Genomic DNA, 17,842 nt, shown 5'->3' with positions numbered 1-17,842 from the left:
CGGCCGCGCCGGCCAGCGCGCCGCGGCGCAGCAGCGCGCGCCTGCTCCACGCGGGCCCGCTCACCGGACACCCCCCGTGGGGCGGCCGACGACCGGTGTCCGCTCCCGCGCCGCCACGTGCTCGGGGCGGGGCCGGGCGGCGGCGAACGGCGCCTGCAGCGCGTTGTCCACGCTGTTGAAGACCACGAAGATGTTCGACCGCGGGTAGGGGGTGATGTTCTCGGCCGACCCGTGCATGCAGTTGGAGTCGAACACCGTCGCCGACCCGGCCGCCCCGGTCATCATCGCGATGCCGTACCGGTCGGCGAGCATGCGCAGGCTGCGCCGGTCGGGGGTGCCGATCTGCTGCTCGCGCAGCGACTGCTTGTAGTGCTCGTCCGGGGTCTCCCCGACGCAGGACGCGAACGTCCGGTGCGAGCCGGGCATGATCATCAGGCAGCCGTTGTGCGCGAAGTTCTCGGTGAGCGCGATCGAGATGCTCACCGCGCGCGGCGCGGGCATGCCGTCCTCGGCGTGCCAGGTCTCGAAGTCGGAGTGCCAGTAGAAGCCCCCGCCGCCGAAGCCCGGCTTGTAGTTGATGCGGCTCTGGTGCACGTAGACGTCCCCGCCCAGGAGCTGGCGGGCCCGGCCGGCGAGCCGGTCGTCGGCGACCAGCTCGGCGACGGCCTCGCTCAGCCGGTGCACCTCGAAGATCGACCGGACCTCCCGGGAGGTCTTCTCGACGATCGTGCGCTCGTCGGCGAGCACCGCCGGGTCGGTGGCGAGCCGGTCGAGCTCGGCGGCGAACCCCCGCACCTCGTCCGGGGCGAGCAGGTCCGCGACGGTGTGGAACCCGTCCCGGTCGTGGGCGGCCAGCTCGTCGGCGGACAGCGGTCCGGGCAGCCGGCCGTCGGCCCACACCGTCGGATCGGCGCGGTCGAGCAGGGCCGGCAGGTCCGAGACGCGCGTGGGGTAGCGGTCGTCGAGCACGGTGAAGGCGCGGTTCATCGGCCGGCCTCCCCCCTCGCCGGCACGGCCGGCGGTGGGTAGGCGCCGTGCTCGTCGTGGACCTCCCGGCCGGTGACCGGGGGGTTGAACACGCACACCGTGCGCATCCGCGTGCGCGGGCGCAGCTGGTGGTGCTCGTGGCCGTCGAGGACGTACAGCGAGCCCGGGCCCAGCTGGTGCGTGCGGCCGGCGTCCTTGTCCAGCAGCTCGCCGTCCCCCTCCACGACCAGGACGGCCTCGACGTGGTGGGCGTACCAGAAGTCGTGCACCGAACCGGGTTCGAGGACGGTCTCGTGCAGCGAGAACCCGACGCCGTCGCCGGCGAGCAGGAGCCGCCTGCTGCGCCAGCCCCCGGCCTGCACGTCGCGCTCGGTCCCGGTGATCTCGTTCAGGGTCCGGACGATCATGTGAGCACCCCCTCGGTGACGGCGCGGACCGCGTCGACGACGACGGCCAGGCCCTCGTCGAGCTCGTCGTCGGTCACGGTCAGCGGTGGCATGATCTTCATGACCTCGTCGGCCGGCCCGGCGGTCTCCACCAGCAGCCCGCGCTCGAAGGCCGCCGTGCAGGCCTTCACCGCGAGGTCGGGCTGGGCGAAGGCCAGCCCGCGCGCCAGCCCGCGCCCCCTGGGGACGAGCTCGGCGCCCGGGACCGCCTCGGCCAACCCGTCGAGCACCTCGTGGACGCGCTCGCCCTTGGCCAGGGTGGAGCGCACCAGCCGGTCGTCGGCCCAGTACTCGCGCAGGGCCGCGGTGGCGGTGACGAAGGCGGCGTTGTTGCCGCGGAAGGTCCCGTTGTGCTCGCCGGGGGCCCACTGGTCGAACTCGGGGCGGATCAGGGTGAGCGCCATCGGCAGCCCGTAGCCGCTGATCGACTTCGACAGGCAGACGATGTCGGGGGTGATGCCGGCGATCTCGAAGGAGAAGAACGGGCCGGTGCGCCCCGCTCCCATCTGGACGTCGTCGACGATGAGCAGGATCTCGTGGCGGCGGCAGAGCTCGGCGAGGGCCTGCAGCCACTCGACCCGGGCGGGGTTGATGCCGCCCTCGCCCTGCACGGTCTCGACGATGACGGCCGCCGGCTCGTTGAGGCCACCGCCGGCGTCGGCCAGCAGCCGCTCCAGCCAGATGAAGTCGGGCACGGTGCCGCGGAAGTAGTTGTCGAACGGCATGGGGGTGGCGTGCACGAGCGGGATGCCGGCGCCGCCGCGCTTCATGGAGTTGCCCGTCACCGACAGCGCGCCCAGGGTCATGCCGTGGAAGGCGTTGGTGAAGTTGATCACCGATTCCCGGCCGGTGACCTTGCGGGCGAGCTTGAGCGCCGCCTCCACGGAATTGGCCCCCGTCGGGCCCGGGAACTGCACCCGGTAGTCCAGTCCGCGCGGCCGCAGGACCAGGTCCCGGAATGTGCGCAGGAAATCGGCCTTGGCGCGGGTGAACATGTCCAGCGAGTGCGTGATCCCGTCACGGGCGATGTAGTCGAGCAGCGGCTCCTTCAGCGCCCGCGGGTTGTGCCCGTAGTTGAGCGCACCGGCGCCGGCGAAGAAGTCCAGGTACCGGCGGCCCTGGACGTCGCGCACCCGGGACCCGACCGCGGAGTCGAAGGTGACCGGCCAGTTCCGGCAGTAGCTGCGCACCTGCGACTCGAGCTCATCGAAGATCGTCGTCATCGTGTCGTTGTCGAGGCCGCTGGTCATCGGTCGGTCGGGGCACCGGGCCGTTGTGCGTGAGCGAGGTCGTTCGCGACGGATGCAGACATGTCCCGGGAAGTTAACAGCGGATTTCCGCGCACCCCCGGCCCGTCAGGTGATCGCAAGGCGCACCGCGGTTTTTGTGACCGCGACCACGGGTACCGCGGCAGCGATTCCCGATGATCCACCCGGGGCTGCGGGACATCGGCGGCGGCGATCCGCGGCATCGACCGGGCGCAGCACCTGACGAGCTCCTGACAGTGCGGCGCGCGGCGCGCGCGCAGTCCACCCCGTGCACTACAACGGGTTGCGGTGGCCGACGGGTCGGAGGATTCCGGTCGCCGGGCGACGAGGGGCGGCAGCGGCTGGGGAGCCCGTTCCGTCCCGGTGAAGGGCACGCCCGGGCGGCGTGTGACGTGGCGGACCCGTCGGCCGCCACCCCCCGTTCAGGCCGGGCGGGGCCGGTCGATCGGTCCGATCCGGAGCAGGACCTCCGGCGCGTGGCCGGCACCGAGCTGCTCGACGTCGAACAGGCCTGTTCGCGCCAGCCGCGCGCCGCGCCGGGCGGCGAGCGCGGTGAAGAGCGCCTGGGACGCGGTGTTCTCCGGGGTGACCGTGGCCTCCACGTGGTCGACGGGTAGCCGGTCGACCAGGTCGTCGAGCATGGCCGCGGCCACCCCGCGGCCCCGCTCGTCCGGCGACACGGCCACCTGCCAGACGAACAGCGTGCCCGGCGCGGCGGGCCTGCGGAAGCCGGTGACGAAGCCGATGGGAGCGCCGCCGCGCCGGGCGATCACCGAGGTGTCCGCGAAGTCGCGGCACCACAGCAGGTAGGCGTAGGGCGAGTTGACGTCCAGCGTCCCCGCCTTGCGGGCCAGCCGGTGGCACGACGGCCCGTCGGCGACGACGGGCCGGTCGAGCACGAACGCGGCGGCGCCGTTCGCCGTCCGGGCAGGTGGATGAGGTGGTCGGGACACGTCACGGGAAGGTAACAGCGATCTCCGACCGGACCGCTGTACGTCAGGGAACCGCAAGACAGGTGGGCGATCGCGTCGCCGGAACAGCTCACCGTCACAGGGCGCTCCGCACCCGCAGCACCGCCAGCGCGGAGATCACCGCCCACCCCGCACCGGCCACGAACAGCGCGGTGTAGTTCTGGGTGCCGCCGCCGATCGCCAGGAAGAGCGGAGCGATGGCGGGGGCGAGGGTCTGGGTGAGGGTGCTGGAGACGTTGACCAGGCCCATGTCCTTGGCCGCGTCGAGCTCCCGGTCCGGCAGCACGTCGGTGATCAGCGCCAGGTCGACCGCGACGTAGGTGCCCTGGCCGATGCCGCACACCACCATCGCCACCAGGTAGACCGGGACGGTCGTGTCGAAGGCCAGTATCAGCAGGCCGATCGCGAAGACCGTCGCCGCGGCGGCGACGAAGTACCGGCGGTGGCCGAAGCGGTCCGACAGCCGTCCGGTCACGAACGCGCTGACCGCGATCGTCGCGGTCTGGGCGAGCACTCCGAACAGCACCATCTGGGCGGCCGCGGCCTCGTCCAGGCCGAGCCGGGCGCGCAGGAAGAACAGCTGGTAGGTCAGCACCAGCGAGATCGACATCCAGAGGGCGAACCGGCTGAGCCACGCCCAGCTGAAGTCGGGGAACCGGCGCGGGCTCAGCCGGTAGCTGCGGGCCAGCTCGCCGAGGTCCAGCGGCGGGCGGTCGGCCGGGGCGAGCCTGCGGTCGGGCAGCAGGAGGGCCAGCACGACGGTCCCCACCAGCATCAGCAGACCGGGCACCAGGAACATCGCGACGTTGTTCGACGACAGCGCCGTGGCGACCGCGATGCCCGCCACGGTCGCCACCGCCTGGGCGAACCCGAGCAGGCCGGACACCGACCCGCGCTGGTGCAGCGGGACGTGGTCGGCCAGCAGCGCGATGAGCACCGACAGGTTGGCCGCGAAGCCGAGTTGGGCGATGACCCAGCCCACCGCCATCACCGCGATGCTCGGCGCCACCGCCACCACCAGCAGCCCGACCAGCGCCACCAGCACGCCGCCGACCAGCCACGGCCGGCGCATGCCCCACCGGCTCGTCGTGCGGTCGGAGAGCCGGCCGAACACCGGGTTCGCCACGATGGCCGCCAGCGCGCCGATGCCCAGCACCGTCGACAGCGCGATCTCCGGTGTCACCGCGGTCAGCTGGGCGACCTTGAGCTGCAGGGTGAGGATGACCGGCGCCAGCGTGGCGGCCAGCGCCCCGAAGTAGGCGAAGGCGTAGCCGAACAGGAACCGGGCGCCGACCCGCCCCTCGCCGGCGGGCGGGACGTCGACGGCGGGGGCCTGCTCGGGCTCGGGCGTGGCCGGGCGCTCGGCGCCGGTAGTGGACATGGTGCTCCTGACGGACGAGTCGACATTGGCTGTCCTGCCCATTCCTGCCGACGAACTATGCCCAGCTCCGCACCGGCCGGGAAATCGGTTGTTGCGATGGGGGCATAACGGTCGCCGATCGTTCCGCCGGCCCCGGCCATCGGCCGTCATGATCACGGCATCGCCGTTTCCGATTTCCGCATCCCGGCGGCGGCTGCGAGGGTGGACCGGTCCCAGCGCAGGGAGGACCCGCATGGCCGCAGCACCCGCGTCGCCGACCGTGGACGTGCACGCGCACCTGCTGATCCCGGCGGTCGAGCAGGTGGTGGCCGAGCACCCCGACCTGCGCGCCCACCAGGACGCCGAGCGGCGGCGGACCGGCGCCGGGGCGGACCCTGCGGCGGCGCGCGCGTTCCTGGCCCCGATCATCGGCAAGCTCACCGACGTCGCGGTGCGGCTGCAGGCCATGGACGCCACCGGCGTCGACGTCCAGGTGGTCAGCCCGTCGCCGAACCACTACCACCCGTGGGCCGACCCGCAGACGGCCGAGGCGGTCTACCGGACCGCCCACGCCGCGGTCGCCGAGCACTGCGCCGCGGCACCGCAGCGCCTGGTCGGGCTCGGCCTGGTCCCCCTGCAGCACCCGCACCTGACCGCCGCGGCGCTGCGCGACGCCCTCGACGCGGGCCTGCGCGGGGTCGAGGTCTCCAGCTACGCGGGCACGGTCGAGCTGTCCGACCCGGGCCTGGAGGAGTTCTGGGCGCTGGCCGCCGAGAGCGGCGCCGTCGTGTTCCTGCACCCGTTCGGCTGCAGCATGGACGAGCGCCTGGGCGACTGGTACCTGGCCAACATCGTCGGCCAGCCGGTCGAGCACGCCGTCGCGCTCTCGCACGTGATCTTCTCCGGGGTCCTGGACCGCCACCCCGGGCTGCGGCTGCTGGCCGCGCACGGCGGCGGCTACCTGCCCACCCACCTGGGTCGGGCCGACCGCGGCTGGCACGTCCGCCCGGAGAGCCGCACCTGCGCCGCGCCGCCGAGCAGCTACGCGGCCCGCATGTGGTACGACACCGTGGTGCACAGCCCGGCGGTGCTGCGTCACCTCGTCGAGGTGGTCGGGGCCGACCGGGTGCTGCTGGGCTCGGACTTCCCGTTCGACATGGGCAGCGACGACCCGGTGGCCGACCTCGCCGCCGCCGGCTTCGACGACGCGACCGCCACCGCGATCCGCGGCGGCACCGCCGCGGACCTGTTCGCGCTGGCCCCCGTCGACGCCCACCCCTGACCCCCGCACGGAGGACACATGCGCTTCGCGGCCTGGACCGAGCACGACGCCACCCGGGTGGGCCTGCTGGACGGCGAGACCCTGCACGCGCTCCCGCCGGGCACCGACCTCGTCGACCTGCTCGCGGACGCCCCGACGTCGCTGGCGGACGCGGCCGCGCGGGCCCGCGCGGGCGGCGAGACCCGCTCGCTGGCCGAGGTCGCGCTCACCGCACCGCTGCGCCCGCCCGCGGTGCGCGACTTCATCGCCTTCGAGCAGCACATCGAGGGGATGGCGCTGGGCCGCGGGCCCGGCGAGACCGGCAACCCCGGCCTGTACGAGATCCCGGTCTTCTACTTCTCCAACCCGAACGGCGTCGTCGGTCCGCACGACGACGTGCCCGTGCCGCCGGGCTGCGAGCTTTTCGACTTCGAACTTGAGGTGGCCGCGGTCATCGGGCGCGCGGGTCGCGACCTCACGCCCGAGCAGGCCCGCGAGCACATCGCCGGCTACCTGATCTTCAACGACTGGAGCGCGCGCGACACCCAGCTCGCCGAGATGGCGCTGGGCTTCGGTCCGGTGAAGGGCAAGGACAGCGCCACCACGCTGGGGCCCTGGCTGGTCACCGCCGACGAGCTGGAGCCCCACCGCCGCGACGGCCGGTTCGACCTGCGGATGGCGGTGTCGGTCAACGGCGTGGAGATCGGCTCGGACACCCTGGCGAACATGGCGTGGCGGTTCGAGGACCTGGTCGCCTACGCCTCCCGCGGCGCCTGGGTCCGCCCAGGCGACGTGCTCGGCTCGGGCACCTGCGGCAACGGCTGCCTCATGGAGCTGTGGCACCGCCGCGGCAGCCGGAACGACCCGCCGCCGCTGCGGGTCGGCGACGTGGTCGAGATGACCGTGCAGGGCATCGGCACGATCCGCAACCGGGTCGTGGCCGGCGCCGATCCCCTGCCCATCCCCCCGGCGCGCCGGGCGAGCGACGTGCGGGCATGACCGCGGTGCTCGGTCCGCCGCGGCTGGAGGACCTCGGCGGCGGCCTCTACGCCTACGTCCAGCCCGACGGCAGCTGGATGATCAACAACACCGGCGTGCTGGTCGGCTCCGGCGGCGTGGTCGCGGTCGACTCCAGCTCCACCGAGCGGCGCACCCGCGCCTTCGCCGACGGCGTCGCCGCGCTCGGCCGCGGCCCGGTGCACACCCTGGTCAACACGCACAGCCACCCCGACCACGTCGCCGGCAACGGCTGGTTCCCCGGGGCCACGATCGTCGCCCACGAGCGCACCCGCGCGGCGCTGGTCGGTCCGCGCCCCGCGCCGCTGGCCGGGATCTTCGAGCCCTACGACCCCGGCGAGCTGCCGCCCGCGCCGCCGTTCCTGACCTACACCGAGGGCATCACGCTCTGGGTGGACGACCTGCGCTGCGAGGTCCGCCACGTCGGCACGCCCGCGCACACCACCAACGACTCGATCGTCTGGGTGCCGGAGCGCTCCGTGCTCTACGCCGGTGACCTGCTGTTCCAGGGCGGCACCCCGTTCCTGCTGAGCGGCTCGGTGGCCGGGGCCATCGCGGTGCTGGAGTCGGTGATCGCCCCGCTCGGCGCGCGGACCATCGTGCCCGGGCACGGCCCCGTCTGCGGCCCGGAGCTGATCGAGCCGACCGTGCGGTACCTGCGATTCGTCCAGGACGTCGCCCGCCGGGGCGTCGAGGCCGGCCTCTCGCCGCTGGAGGCGGCCAGGGAGACCGACCTGGGCGAGTACGCCGGGTGGAGCGAGGCCGAGCGGATCGTCGGCAACCTGCACCGCGCGTACGTCGAGGTCCCCCACGAGTCGACCGGCGGGGAGCCGGGCGGCCCGATCGACGTGCCCGCCGCGTTCCGCGACATGGTCGCCTACAACGGGGGGCGCCCGCTGACCTGCCGGGCCTGACCCCCCGGACCGGTCAGACCGGGGGCGCCACGAACACCGGGTCCGCGGTGTCGGCCGGGGACTTGGCCATCATGTCCTCCACCGAGTTGGCGGTGCCCCACTGGTCCTGCACCGACGGGTCGGTCAGGTCGTGCACGGCGGGGTGCCAGGCGTCCTCGTCGAGCAGTTCCATCTCCGTCGTGTACTCCATGACGTTCGCGCTGGGGTCGACGAAGTAGCTGAAGGTGTTGTCCCCGGCCAGGTGCCGCCCCGGCCCCCACATCAGCTGCGCGCCCGCGCGCAGCAGCCGCCCGGTGCCGCGCATGAACTCGTCGAGGCCGCGCATCTCGAACGACACGTGGTGCAGCGACGCGTGCTTGCCGCGGGCGATCGCGAAGCTGTGGTGCTGGGGGTTGCACCGCATGAAGTGCATCAGCGCGCCGGCGTGCGGGATCGCCAGCGTGTCGGACAGCCGGAAGTCCAGGTGCTGCTCGTACCAGGAGACCAGCGCGTCCGGGTCCGGCGAGTTGATCACGCAGTGGGACAGCCGCACCGGCACCGACTCGCCCGCTTCGACCTTGCGGTGCTCGCGCGGCGCGACGTCCGCGGACACCTCGATCACCCGGCCGTCGGGGTCGAAGAACCGGAAGCCGTAGCCGCCGCCGGGCAGGTCGACCTTCCCCGGCTCGGTCACCAGCCGCACGCCCGCCCGGCCCAGCCGCTCGGCCAGCGCGTCGACGTCCTCGGCCGACGCCGCCCCGAACGACACCAGGTCGACCCGCTTCTCGGTGGCCTCGCGCAGCCGCACGACGTACTGCTCCGGAGAGCCGACCGCGGCCAGGAACGCCAGCCCGGTGTCCGACGCCACCGGCTCCAGGCCCCACAGGTCCTGGTAGAAGGCCAGCTGCCGGCCGAAGTCGGGGACGGCGAGGTCGACGTGGCGCAGGTGGGTGATCAGGCGGTCGGGCGCAGCGCCGGTCATGGGGTCGCTCCTTGTGGCCGGGCCGGGTCACCGGCCGCGAGGGTCTGCATGGTCTGCCCCATCAGGGCGAATGTGTTGATGCCGGAGTCCGGGTCGAGCAGCGCCCGGCAGATCTGCACGGAGGTCTCGACCACCAGCCGCACCCGGTCGAACCGCAGGCGCATGAACTCCGCCAGCACGCCCGCGTCGACCTGCGCCGCCGAGGACACCAGCCGGGCCAGCACCGAGGCGTCCTCCAGCCCCATCGCCGCGCCCTGGGCCAGGGTGGGCGGGCAGGCGTGCGCGGCGTCGCCGATGACGATCGTGCGACCGCGGAACCAGGGGTCGTCGACGAGCAGGTACTCGAAGTAGCGGTAGTCGATGCGGGCCGGGTCGGTCATGTCCGCGCGGATGCCCTCCCACACCTCGCCCTCGACGGGCGCGGCCACCCGGCGCATCTCCGCGGCGGCGTCGAGGGCCTCGACCTCGGCCCGGGGCCGGGCGTCCTCGACGACGTAGGCGTAGAGGTGGGTCGGGCTCACCGGCGAGTACCCGGCGATGTACACGGGTCTGCCGTGCGCGAGCCCGCTGTGCACCGCGGCCGCCGGGCGGCGGGCGTGGACCCGCCAGATCGCCAGGCCTGTGGCGGTCGGCTCGGCCTCGATGCCGATCATCCGCCGCACCGCCGACCGGATCCCGTCGGCGCCGACCACGAGGTCGTAGCGACCGGTCGTGCCGTCGGTGAACGTGGCGACGACGCCGTCTCCGACGTCCTCCAGCGCCGAGGCGGTGACGCCCAACCGGACGTCGGCCCCGCTCGCCCGCACGGCCCGGCACAGGATCTCCTGCAGGTCCGGGCGGTACATCGCGCCGCTGTGCGGCACGTGCGGACCGCCGAGCGCGGGGAAGGGCCCCGGCGGGCCGGACGCCTCCAGCTTGGCGGAGACCTCGTCCCAGATGCCCAGCTCGTGCAGCACCTGCAGCGCGTTGCCCTGCAGGGTGATCCCGGAGCCGAGCGCGCTCCAGTCCGGGTCGAGCTCGACCAGGTCGACCCGGACCCCGGCCCGGCGCAGCAGGATCGCCAGCGCGTTGCCGACCGTGCCGCCGCCGATGACGAGCACCGACCTCCCGGCGTTCACGCCGGCTCCCCCGTCCAGCCGGCCGGCTCGGCGACGCAGCGCACCACCTGCTCGCCGAGCCCGGTGATCGAGCCCGCCATCACGTCGCCGGGGCGCAGCATCCGGCCGCGGCCCTTGCCGTTGCCGGCCGGGCTGCCGGTGAGCAGCAGGTCGCCGGGCAGCAGGCGCAGGGTGCGCGAGGCCGCGGACACCAGCCCGGCCACGTCGACGAGCATGTCCTTGGTCGACTCGTCCTGCATGGTGGTGCCGTTGACGGTGAGCAGCACGTGCAGGCCCATCGGGTCGCCCACGGCCGCGGCCGGCACCAGGAAGGGGCCGGTGGGCAGGAAGCCGGGCGCGTTCTTCGACCGGAACCAGTCCATCCCGGGCGTCCCCTCGCGCATCACGAGGTCGCGCGTGGTCACGTCGTTGGCGATCGTGTACGCCGCCACGTGGCCGAGCGCCTCGTCGCGGCCGACCCGGAACGCCGGCCGACCGATCACCGCGGCCAGCTCCAGCTCCCAGTCGTGCTCGGTGCTGTAGCCGGGCAGCACCAGGTCGTCGAACGGGCCCGCGACCGCGGTGGGGCTGCCCAGGAACAGCACCGGATCGCCGGGCGGGCGGGCGTCCATGCGGGCGGCGGCCTCGGCGCGGATCTCGGCCGGGTCGCGCGGGTCGTCGGCGGCGGCGTGCGCCACGACCAGGTCGAGCACGTGGGTGCGGTAGTTCATCCCGGCCTGCACGACCTGGCGCGGCTCGACCGGGGCGTGCACCCGCAGCCCGGCCAGTTCGAGCCACTCCCCCGCCGGATCGGCGGCGAGCGCGGAGAGCCGGGGCAGCGCGGCGTCCCAGTCGGCGAGCAGGTCGCGCGTGCTCGCCACCGCTCGCGGTCCGGCGCGGAGGTCGAGCACCCGATCGCCGACCACCAGCCCGGGGAAGCGGGTGGGCGCCCCGGGCCGGGAGAAGGTGCCCAGCGCGAAACCGCCCGCGAGGTCGGCACCACGTCCTGCGTCAGAACTCATCCGACCTCCTCGTCGGCCCCGCGTCGTCGCCCAACGATGCATTGATTCGACGCCCCAATGTGGCAAGCTGATCGTGATCGGAGAAATCAATAGTTCCGATAGCGTCATCGCCGTCGCTGATGGGAGGGACGGAATTGCGGCTGGGCAGTCTGGACCTCAATCTCCTGGTCGCGCTCAACGCCCTGCTCGAGGAGCGCAACGTCACCCGCGCCGGCCAGCGGCTGGGCCTGAGCCAGCCCTCGACCAGTGCGCTGCTCGCCCGGCTGCGCCGGCACTTCGCCGACGACCTGCTGACCAGGGTGGGCAACAGCTACGAGCTGACTCCGCTGGCGATCACCCTGCGCGAGCGGTCGGCGGCCGCGATCGACATCGTCGAGCGCACCTTCGCCACCCAGTCCTCGTTCGACCCGACCACCACCGACCAGTCGTTCAGCCTGATCGCCTCCGACTACGCGGTCATGGTCTTCGGCGACCCGCTGCTGCGGCTGCTGCGGGAACGGGCGCCCGGGGCCCGGCTGCACCTCAAGGAGCTCGGCATCGCCAGCCGCGCCCCGGACTTCGACGCGATGCTGCGCACGGTGGACGGCGTCGTCCTGCCGCACGGCTACGCCTCCGGCTACCCCAGCGTCAGCCTCTACCGCGACGAATGGGCGGTGATCGCCGCCCAGGACAACCCCGCGATCTCCGACGAACCGACGCTGCAGGAACTGACCGCGGCGCCCTGGCTCGTCACCCACCACCGCCCCGACGCGGTGAGCGCGCCGTTCCACCGCCTCGCCGCGTTCGGGGTCGAGCCTCGCATCGAGGGCGGGGTGGACAACTTCCAGTCGCTGCCGATGCTGGTCTCGGGCAGCGACCGGGTGGCCGCCGTGCCCCGGCGGCTCGCCGAGCGCCTCGCCGACGCCACCGCGACCCGGGCGCTGCCGCTGCCCATCGACGCCGGACCCATCATCGAGTCCCTCTGCTGGCACCCCGCGCACACCCGCGACCCCGCACACACCTGGCTGCGCCACCTGGTCTGCGACGCGTGCGCACAGCTCGCCGTGTGACGTCGCGGGCGCGGAGATGCTGCCCGCCGATCAGGGGTCGGCGGGCAGCATCCCCTCCCGGACCGCGACGACCGCGGCCTGCGTGCGCGAGGACAAGCCGAGCTTGCGCAACACGCCGCTGACGTGGGTGCGGACCGTGCGCTCGGAGATCAGCAGCTCGTCGGCGATCTCCTGGTTCGACCGGCCCTTCGCCACCAGCACGAGCGCCGCGCGTTCGCGCTCGGTCAGCGAGGCCAGCCCGGTCGCCGGCGCCACGATCTCCTGGGTGAGCCGGCGGGCCACCGCCGGATCGAGGAAGACGCCGCCGCGCGCGGCCGCGCGGATCGCCGCGACGATCTCCGTGGGTTTCGCGTCCTTGAGCAGGAACCCGGTCGCGCCGCCGGCGAGCGCGGCGTGGACCCGTTCGCGCTCGCCGAAGCTGGTCAGCACCACGACGCGGACCGTCGGGTGCCGGCGGACGATGCGCGCGGTGGCCGCGACCCCGTCGAGCCCCCGCATGAGCAGGTCGATGAGCACGACGTCGGGGAGCTCGCCGTGCGCGGCCATCGCGGCGAGCCCGTCCAGCGCCTCCCCTCCGCTGCTCGCCTCGGCGGCGACCTCGATGTCGGCGTACCCGTCGAGGTAGGCGCGGACGCCCCGGCGCACCACCGCGTGGTCGTCGACGAGCAGGACCCGGATGGGCGCGTTCGGCTCCCCCGCGACGGTCTGGTCGCTCATCGTGCGCTCCTGCCCGAGGACGATCGTGGACGGACGTGATCCTTGCCGGCCGGGACGCCGCCCGGTAAGACTTGCCGTCCGCGCGCCGCGTACCGACGCCGACGACGACGGGTGGGTTGGGTGGCTGACCTCGACGGGCGCTCCAGGGGCGACGCCGCTCGCCACGGGCAGCGCCGGCTCGCCGCCATCGCGCGGGCGGCCTCCAGCGTCGCCGACGCCGGATCGCTGCGCGTCACGCTCGACGAGGTCGCCCGCGAAGCCGCGCGGGCGGAGAACATCGCGGCCGTGCAGATCCTGCTCGTCGAAGGCGGCACCGTGCGGGTGGTCGGCAACGCCGGGTCGATCGACGGCGAGGACTTCCCGCAGCGCTTGGAGCAGTGCCGCAGGCGGGGCGCCCGACCGATGTTCGCCGAGGCGTTCCGCACCGCGCGGCCGGTCGTCGTCGCGCACCGCAAGAGCACCCTGATGGCCGACCCGGCCTGGGAGCCGCTGCACGAGGCGATGGGTGGGTCGGACTGGGACAGCCTGGTCGCCGTGCCGCTGACGGTGCGCAAGCGCGTGCTCGGCGTCCTCAACGCCTATTACGCGCCCGGAACGGTCCCGGACGCGGAGGCGGTCGAGTTCCTCGACGCCATGGCCGACCTCGCGGCCATGGCCGTCGACTCCGCGGACCTGCTGGCCCGCTCGCGGCGCGACGCGGTCGCCGCCGAGCGCGCCCGCCTCGCCCGCGACCTGCACGACTCCGCGGTGCAGCACGTCTTCTCGATGCGGATGCAGGCCGCGGCGCTGAGCGAGCAGGTCGGCACGGCCGCGATCGGCGACCCGCGGTCGGTCCGCGCCGTCGCCGACGAGCTCGCCGGGCTCGCCGAGCACGCGCTGGCCGACCTGCGCGGCCTGGTGCTGCAACTGCACCCGGCCGACCTCGTCGAGCTCGGGCTGGCCGGGGCCGTGCGGCGGCACGCTGAGTCGGTCGCGGCCGCGGCGGGCGTCGAGGTCGACACCGAGATCGACCCCGAGCTCGACGCCGCCGAGCCGGGGCTGCTGCCGACCGAGATGCAGGAGGACCTGTTCCGCATCGTCCAGGAGGCCCTGCACAACGTGGTCAAGCACGCCGCGGCGACGCGGGCGGTCGTGCGGGTGCGCGTCCTGGACGACGCCGACCGGGCCCACGTCGCCGTCGACATCGACGACGACGGGGTCGGGACGGGGGGCCGGGCGCCCCGCTCCGGCGCGCTCGGGCTGGTGTCCATGCGCGAACGCGCGCAGCGCTGGGGCGGCACGACGGCGACCGGCGACGCGGCCCCGGGATTCCGGGTCCGCGTCCGGGTGCCGGTCCCGACCGCGGTGCACGGCCTGGGCTGAGCCCTGGTCCACGACCCCGGGCTCAGGCGGGTTCCTCGACGCGGGCGTCGCCGGCGACCGGGGTCGCGCTCGCCTCCCGGGCCAGCAGCACGCACCCCACGGTGAGCAGGCAGCACGCCGCGATCACCACCGACACGACGACGCTGTCGCCCGGCTTCGCGCCGAGCACCGCGAACACCAGTGGCGCGAGCCCGGAGGCGATGCCGGCCAGGCCGAGGCCCAGCGACGCGCCGGTGTAGCGGACGCGGGTGGGGAACAGCTCGGCGTAGAGCGCGGCCATGGGCCCGAACATCGCGGTGTGGACGACGCCCTGCCCGACCACCACGGCCAGCAGCAGCAGCGCGAACGAGCCGGAGTCGACCAGCGGGAAGATCGCGAACGCCCACGCGGCCATCGCCACCGCGCCGGCCACGACCACCGGTCGCCGGCCGATCCGGTCCGACAGCGCGGCGAACACCAGCACCCCGACCGCCGCCACCACCGACGAGATCGTCAGCGCGTTCAGCACGGCGGGCCGGGTGAACCCGGCGGCCACGGCGTAGGTGATGAGGAAGACCGTCAGGGTGCCCTGCGCGACGAAGGCACCGACACCCATGCCGACCGAGATCAGCAGGGCGCGCGGGTGCGCGCGCAGCACCTCGACGAGCGGTATCCGGGCCTTCACCTGCTCCTGCCGGAAGACGGGGGTCTCCTCGACCTTGGCCCGCACGAACAGCCCCACCGCCAGCAGCACCGCGCTGAGCAGGAACGGGATCCGCCAGCCCCAGGCGATCAGCGCGTCGTTGCCGACGGCGGCGGCGACGATCGTCAGCGCGAGCGTGGAGAGCACGGTGCCGCTCGGGGCGCCGGAGAGGGTGAAGCTCGCCCAGAGGCCACGGCGCGAGGTGGCGTGCTCGGTGGAGATCAGCACCGAGCCGCCCCACTCCCCGCCCAGTGCGATCCCCTGCAGGACGCGCAGCACCACGAGCAGGATCGGCGCCCACACCCCGATCGTCGCGTAGCCGGGCAGCAGGCCGATCAGCACGCTGACCGTGCCCATCACCGTCATCGACACGACCAGCGTGCGCTTGCGGCCGATCCGGTCGCCGAAGTGGCCGAACAGCGCCGCGCCGACGGGCTTCGCGGCGTAGCCGGCCACGAGCGTGCCGAAGCTGGCGATCACGCCGGTGGCCGGGTCGACGCTCGGGAAGAACACGGTGTTGAACACGACCGCGGACGCGGTCGCGTAGAGCAGGAAGTCGTAGTACTCGATCACGCTGCCCAGGTAGCTCGATGTGACGGCGCGGCGCAGCTGGGTGGGTTGACGGTCGGCGGGTGCGGACATCGCGGTGGCCTCTCTGCCGTGCGTGCTCCGGGCGGTGCGAGGCAGAACCTATGTAGGCCGGGTCCGCCCCCGACAGGCTCGGATGACCGGCCGGCGCGGGCGGTGTGCACGACGCGCGACGAGACATGTGTCGCGTCCCGCCCGGCGGCGCCGCCGATCGGCGGGCGTCATCCGCGCGATCCACGGCCACCCGGCCGGCTCCTAGCGTTGCGGCGGAGGCCCGAGATCCACCACCGGAGGACCACCATGTCGACCACCCCCGGCCAGCCGCTCGTCATCGTCGCCGCGGTCAACGGCGGGATGCAGCTCAGCCGCGACGGCGCCTTCGTGCCCGTCAGCCCCGAGGAGATCGCCGAGGACGCGCGGCTGTGCCGCGAGGCGGGCGCCGCCGTCGTCCACGTCCACGCCCGCGACGAGAACGGCGCCAACACCGGTGACGTCGCCGTCTTCCGCGACATCATCAGCCGCATCCGCGAGCGGACCGACGTCCTCCTGCAGACCACGAACGGCATCGGGGTCCGGCGCGACCCGGCGACCGGGCAGGTCGTCTGGCCCACCGACGAGGAGCGCCTCGCGCTGATCGACATCGACCCCACCCCGGACCTCTACGGCGTGGCCGCGGGCTCGACCGACTTCTGGCACCCCGAGGGCGGCTACCCGACCGAGACCCCGTACGTGAACTCGCCGGAGTACCTCAAGCAGACCATCAAGGCGATCTACGACAAGCGCTCGACGCTGGAGTACGAGGTCGTCGACAACCACGTCATCGCCCGGCTGGCCCGTTACGCCGACGAGGGCCTGTTCGACCGCGACGCGTCCTACATCTGGCTCCTGCTCGGCGGCGGGATCGGCGACGTCGACGCCGACCCCGAGACGCTCGTGTACATGCGCAACCTCTCGCTCAGCCGCTTCCCCAACGCGGTGTGGGGCGTGCTGGGCGCCGGCCGCGACAACTTCCGGTGGGCCACGCTCGGCATCGCCATGGGCTGCGCCACCGCCCGCATCGGCTTCGAGGACGGCCTCTACCGCCCCGACGGCTCGATCGCCGGGCGCAACCACGAACTCGTCGCGGAGCTGGTCCGGATCGCGGCGATCTACGGCCGCCGCCCGGCCACCCCCGACGAGGCCCGCGACATCCTCGGCCTGAACCGCTGACACCGGCGGATCAACCGGCCGCGGAGCGCCCGAGTTCGAGGTCGAGTGCCCGTTCGGCCGCGGCCAGCAGGCCGCTGTAGCACCGCCGGTACACCGCGGCGCTCTGGGCGGCCGGCCAGTCGGCGGCCAGGTGCTGCGCGGGCAGGCCCGGGTCGCTGCGCAGGACCCGCAACCAGTCCGCGCCCAACAGCGTGATCTGCCCCAGGGGGTCACCCGGGGCGGGTCCGGCCCACCAGGCCCGGATGAACTCCTCGTGCTGTTCGCGGATCTCGTCGACCGGCCAGGCCCGCCGGATGAAGGCCGCCACCCGCACCGCCGACATGGGCGAGGCCGCGAACCACTCCGCCAGCTCGGCGACCTCGTCGAGCCCGGCGTCGGCGAGGACCGCGGCGACGTCGACGGTTCCCGGAGCGATCCACACCCCGTCGCGGAGCCCGCCGAAGCCCGCCCACGTCAGCGTCGCGCGGACCCGGTGGCGCAGGTCGCGCCGGCTCTCCGGCATGGAGTAGCACAGCAGCGTCCACTCGCCGTCCGGGTGCTCGAACGGCGCCGCGGCCGACACCCGCCGGCTGGCCTTGCGGACCAGCTCCTCGGTCCGGGGCGTGAGCCGGTAGTGGGCCGCCCGGCCGACCTGGGTGCGGTCCAGCAGGCCGCGGCGGGTCATCCGGGCCAGCGTCGCGCGGGCCGCGGCCTCGGCGATGCCCAGGCCGCCGAGCAGGCGGACGAAGACCGCGGACGGGATGGGCGGGACGTCGCGGTCCAGCACGACCCCGCCGAAGAAGCTGAACAGCAGGGCCTGGGGGCGGTGCCCGCCCGGGTGCCCGGCCGTCGCCGGACCCGGTCGCAGGCCCGGTTCCGCGGGCTCAGCCACGCCCCAGACCTCCAGCGCCCGCCGGGCCGCGCCGGGCTCCCCCGCTTCGGACCGATGCAT

At 74.1% G+C, this 17,842-nt stretch carries 17 protein-coding genes; 6 read left to right on the top strand and 11 right to left on the bottom strand.

Annotated features, from left to right (window positions below; all coding sequences use genetic code 11):
* Positions 1 to 60: 60 nt before the first annotated feature.
* The 5 genes from thpD to KIK08_RS18205 form a co-directional block, all read right to left on the bottom strand.
* Positions 61 to 987 carry an ectoine hydroxylase gene (gene thpD, locus KIK08_RS18225; protein ID WP_214404377.1) on the bottom strand — a complete coding sequence of 309 codons (927 nt, stop codon included), beginning with the start codon at positions 985 to 987 and terminating at the stop codon, positions 61 to 63.
* Positions 984 to 1,394, bottom strand: coding sequence for an ectoine synthase (locus KIK08_RS18220; RefSeq protein WP_214404376.1), 411 nt, complete (start codon positions 1,392 to 1,394; stop codon positions 984 to 986). Before KIK08_RS18220 ends, thpD begins: the two co-directional genes overlap by 4 nt.
* Positions 1,391 to 2,683, bottom strand: a complete 1,293-nt coding sequence (gene ectB, locus KIK08_RS18215) for a diaminobutyrate--2-oxoglutarate transaminase (protein ID WP_250557275.1) — start codon at positions 2,681 to 2,683, stop codon at positions 1,391 to 1,393. Before ectB ends, KIK08_RS18220 begins: the two co-directional genes overlap by 4 nt.
* A gap of 440 nt (positions 2,684 to 3,123) precedes the next feature.
* On the bottom strand, positions 3,124 to 3,654 hold the full coding sequence (ectA, locus tag KIK08_RS18210) for a diaminobutyrate acetyltransferase (protein ID WP_308257708.1): 531 nt from the start codon (positions 3,652 to 3,654) through the stop codon (positions 3,124 to 3,126).
* Between the two features lie 94 nt (positions 3,655 to 3,748).
* A complete protein-coding gene (locus KIK08_RS18205) occupies positions 3,749 to 5,053 on the bottom strand; it encodes an MFS transporter (RefSeq protein ID WP_214404375.1) in 1,305 nt (434 codons plus the stop codon).
* 232 nt (positions 5,054 to 5,285) lie between these two features.
* On the opposite strand from KIK08_RS18205, the gene KIK08_RS18200 reads away from it, so the two are divergent.
* From KIK08_RS18200 to KIK08_RS18190, 3 genes are read left to right on the top strand one after another with little or no spacing between them, the layout of a single operon-like run.
* Positions 5,286 to 6,314: an amidohydrolase family protein gene (locus tag KIK08_RS18200; RefSeq protein ID WP_214404374.1), complete on the top strand. Its 1,029-nt coding sequence runs from the start codon at positions 5,286 to 5,288 to the stop codon at positions 6,312 to 6,314.
* Positions 6,315 to 6,332: 18 nt separating this feature from the next.
* On the top strand, positions 6,333 to 7,292 hold the full coding sequence (locus KIK08_RS18195) for a fumarylacetoacetate hydrolase family protein (RefSeq protein ID WP_214404373.1): 960 nt from the start codon (positions 6,333 to 6,335) through the stop codon (positions 7,290 to 7,292).
* Entirely contained in the window at positions 7,289 to 8,224 is a 936-nt protein-coding gene (locus KIK08_RS18190) for an MBL fold metallo-hydrolase (RefSeq protein ID WP_214404372.1), read from the top strand. Before KIK08_RS18195 ends, KIK08_RS18190 begins: the two co-directional genes overlap by 4 nt.
* 13 nt (positions 8,225 to 8,237) lie before the next feature.
* On the opposite strand, the gene KIK08_RS18185 is transcribed toward KIK08_RS18190, so the two are convergent.
* Genes KIK08_RS18185 through KIK08_RS18175 form a run of 3 tightly spaced genes read right to left on the bottom strand, consistent with a single transcriptional unit; the run spans position 8,238 to position 11,304 of the window.
* Positions 8,238 to 9,185, bottom strand: a complete 948-nt coding sequence (locus KIK08_RS18185; protein ID WP_214404371.1) for a VOC family protein — start codon at positions 9,183 to 9,185, stop codon at positions 8,238 to 8,240.
* A complete protein-coding gene (locus tag KIK08_RS18180) occupies positions 9,182 to 10,303 on the bottom strand; it encodes an FAD-dependent monooxygenase (RefSeq protein ID WP_214404370.1) in 1,122 nt (373 codons plus the stop codon). The genes KIK08_RS18185 and KIK08_RS18180 overlap by 4 nt, the downstream gene beginning before the upstream one ends.
* A complete protein-coding gene (locus KIK08_RS18175) occupies positions 10,300 to 11,304 on the bottom strand; it encodes a fumarylacetoacetate hydrolase family protein (RefSeq protein WP_214404369.1) in 1,005 nt (334 codons plus the stop codon). The genes KIK08_RS18180 and KIK08_RS18175 overlap by 4 nt, the downstream gene beginning before the upstream one ends.
* A gap of 119 nt (positions 11,305 to 11,423) precedes the next feature.
* Here KIK08_RS18175 and KIK08_RS18170 point away from each other — a divergent pair, with 119 nt between their 5' ends.
* A complete protein-coding gene (locus KIK08_RS18170) occupies positions 11,424 to 12,353 on the top strand; it encodes a LysR family transcriptional regulator (RefSeq protein WP_214404368.1) in 930 nt (309 codons plus the stop codon).
* A gap of 30 nt (positions 12,354 to 12,383) precedes the next feature.
* Here KIK08_RS18170 and KIK08_RS18165 read toward each other — a convergent pair whose 3' ends face one another.
* On the bottom strand, positions 12,384 to 13,070 hold the full coding sequence (locus KIK08_RS18165) for a response regulator (RefSeq protein WP_214404367.1): 687 nt from the start codon (positions 13,068 to 13,070) through the stop codon (positions 12,384 to 12,386).
* 120 nt (positions 13,071 to 13,190) lie between these two features.
* On the opposite strand from KIK08_RS18165, the gene KIK08_RS18160 reads away from it, so the two are divergent.
* Positions 13,191 to 14,432 (top strand): GAF domain-containing sensor histidine kinase, encoded by a 1,242-nt coding sequence (locus KIK08_RS18160; protein ID WP_214404366.1) that lies wholly within the window; start codon positions 13,191 to 13,193, stop codon positions 14,430 to 14,432.
* 22 nt (positions 14,433 to 14,454) lie between these two features.
* On the opposite strand, the gene KIK08_RS18155 is transcribed toward KIK08_RS18160, so the two are convergent.
* Complete coding sequence (locus KIK08_RS18155) at positions 14,455 to 15,756, bottom strand: MFS transporter (RefSeq protein ID WP_214404365.1); 1,302 nt, start codon at positions 15,754 to 15,756, stop codon at positions 14,455 to 14,457.
* 246 nt (positions 15,757 to 16,002) lie between these two features.
* Here KIK08_RS18155 and KIK08_RS18150 point away from each other — a divergent pair, with 246 nt between their 5' ends.
* Entirely contained in the window at positions 16,003 to 16,911 is a 909-nt protein-coding gene (locus KIK08_RS18150) for a beta-keto acid cleavage family enzyme (protein WP_214404364.1), read from the top strand.
* Positions 16,912 to 16,921: 10 nt separating this feature from the next.
* On the opposite strand, the gene KIK08_RS18145 is transcribed toward KIK08_RS18150, so the two are convergent.
* Positions 16,922 to 17,842 carry a PaaX family transcriptional regulator gene (locus KIK08_RS18145; protein WP_214404363.1) on the bottom strand — a complete coding sequence of 307 codons (921 nt, stop codon included), beginning with the start codon at positions 17,840 to 17,842 and terminating at the stop codon, positions 16,922 to 16,924.

The organism is Pseudonocardia lacus, assembly GCF_018531445.1.
GTDB classification, from domain to species: Bacteria; Actinomycetota; Actinomycetes; order Mycobacteriales; family Pseudonocardiaceae; genus Pseudonocardia; species Pseudonocardia lacus.
This window is presented reverse-complemented; position numbering and strand designations above follow the sequence as displayed.

Bases quoted from the DNA above. Each gene is read 5' to 3' on its own strand.
- thpD (WP_214404377.1), bottom strand. From the start codon at position 987: ATGAACCGCGCCTTCACCGTGCTCGACGACCGCTACCCCACGCGCGTC.
- KIK08_RS18220 (WP_214404376.1), bottom strand. From the start codon at position 1,394: ATGATCGTCCGGACCCTGAACGAGATCACCGGGACCGAGCGCGACGTG.
- ectB (WP_250557275.1), bottom strand. From the start codon at position 2,683: ATGACCAGCGGCCTCGACAACGACACGATGACGACGATCTTCGATGAG.
- KIK08_RS18205 (WP_214404375.1), bottom strand. From the start codon at position 5,053: ATGTCCACTACCGGCGCCGAGCGCCCGGCCACGCCCGAGCCCGAGCAG.
- KIK08_RS18200 (WP_214404374.1), top strand. From the start codon at position 5,286: ATGGCCGCAGCACCCGCGTCGCCGACCGTGGACGTGCACGCGCACCTG.
- KIK08_RS18195 (WP_214404373.1), top strand. From the start codon at position 6,333: ATGCGCTTCGCGGCCTGGACCGAGCACGACGCCACCCGGGTGGGCCTG.
- KIK08_RS18190 (WP_214404372.1), top strand. From the start codon at position 7,289: ATGACCGCGGTGCTCGGTCCGCCGCGGCTGGAGGACCTCGGCGGCGGC.
- KIK08_RS18185 (WP_214404371.1), bottom strand. From the start codon at position 9,185: ATGACCGGCGCTGCGCCCGACCGCCTGATCACCCACCTGCGCCACGTC.
- KIK08_RS18175 (WP_214404369.1), bottom strand. From the start codon at position 11,304: ATGAGTTCTGACGCAGGACGTGGTGCCGACCTCGCGGGCGGTTTCGCG.
- KIK08_RS18170 (WP_214404368.1), top strand. From the start codon at position 11,424: ATGGGAGGGACGGAATTGCGGCTGGGCAGTCTGGACCTCAATCTCCTG.
- KIK08_RS18165 (WP_214404367.1), bottom strand. From the start codon at position 13,070: ATGAGCGACCAGACCGTCGCGGGGGAGCCGAACGCGCCCATCCGGGTC.
- KIK08_RS18155 (WP_214404365.1), bottom strand. From the start codon at position 15,756: ATGTCCGCACCCGCCGACCGTCAACCCACCCAGCTGCGCCGCGCCGTC.
- KIK08_RS18150 (WP_214404364.1), top strand. From the start codon at position 16,003: ATGTCGACCACCCCCGGCCAGCCGCTCGTCATCGTCGCCGCGGTCAAC.
- KIK08_RS18145 (WP_214404363.1), bottom strand. From the start codon at position 17,842: ATGCATCGGTCCGAAGCGGGGGAGCCCGGCGCGGCCCGGCGGGCGCTG.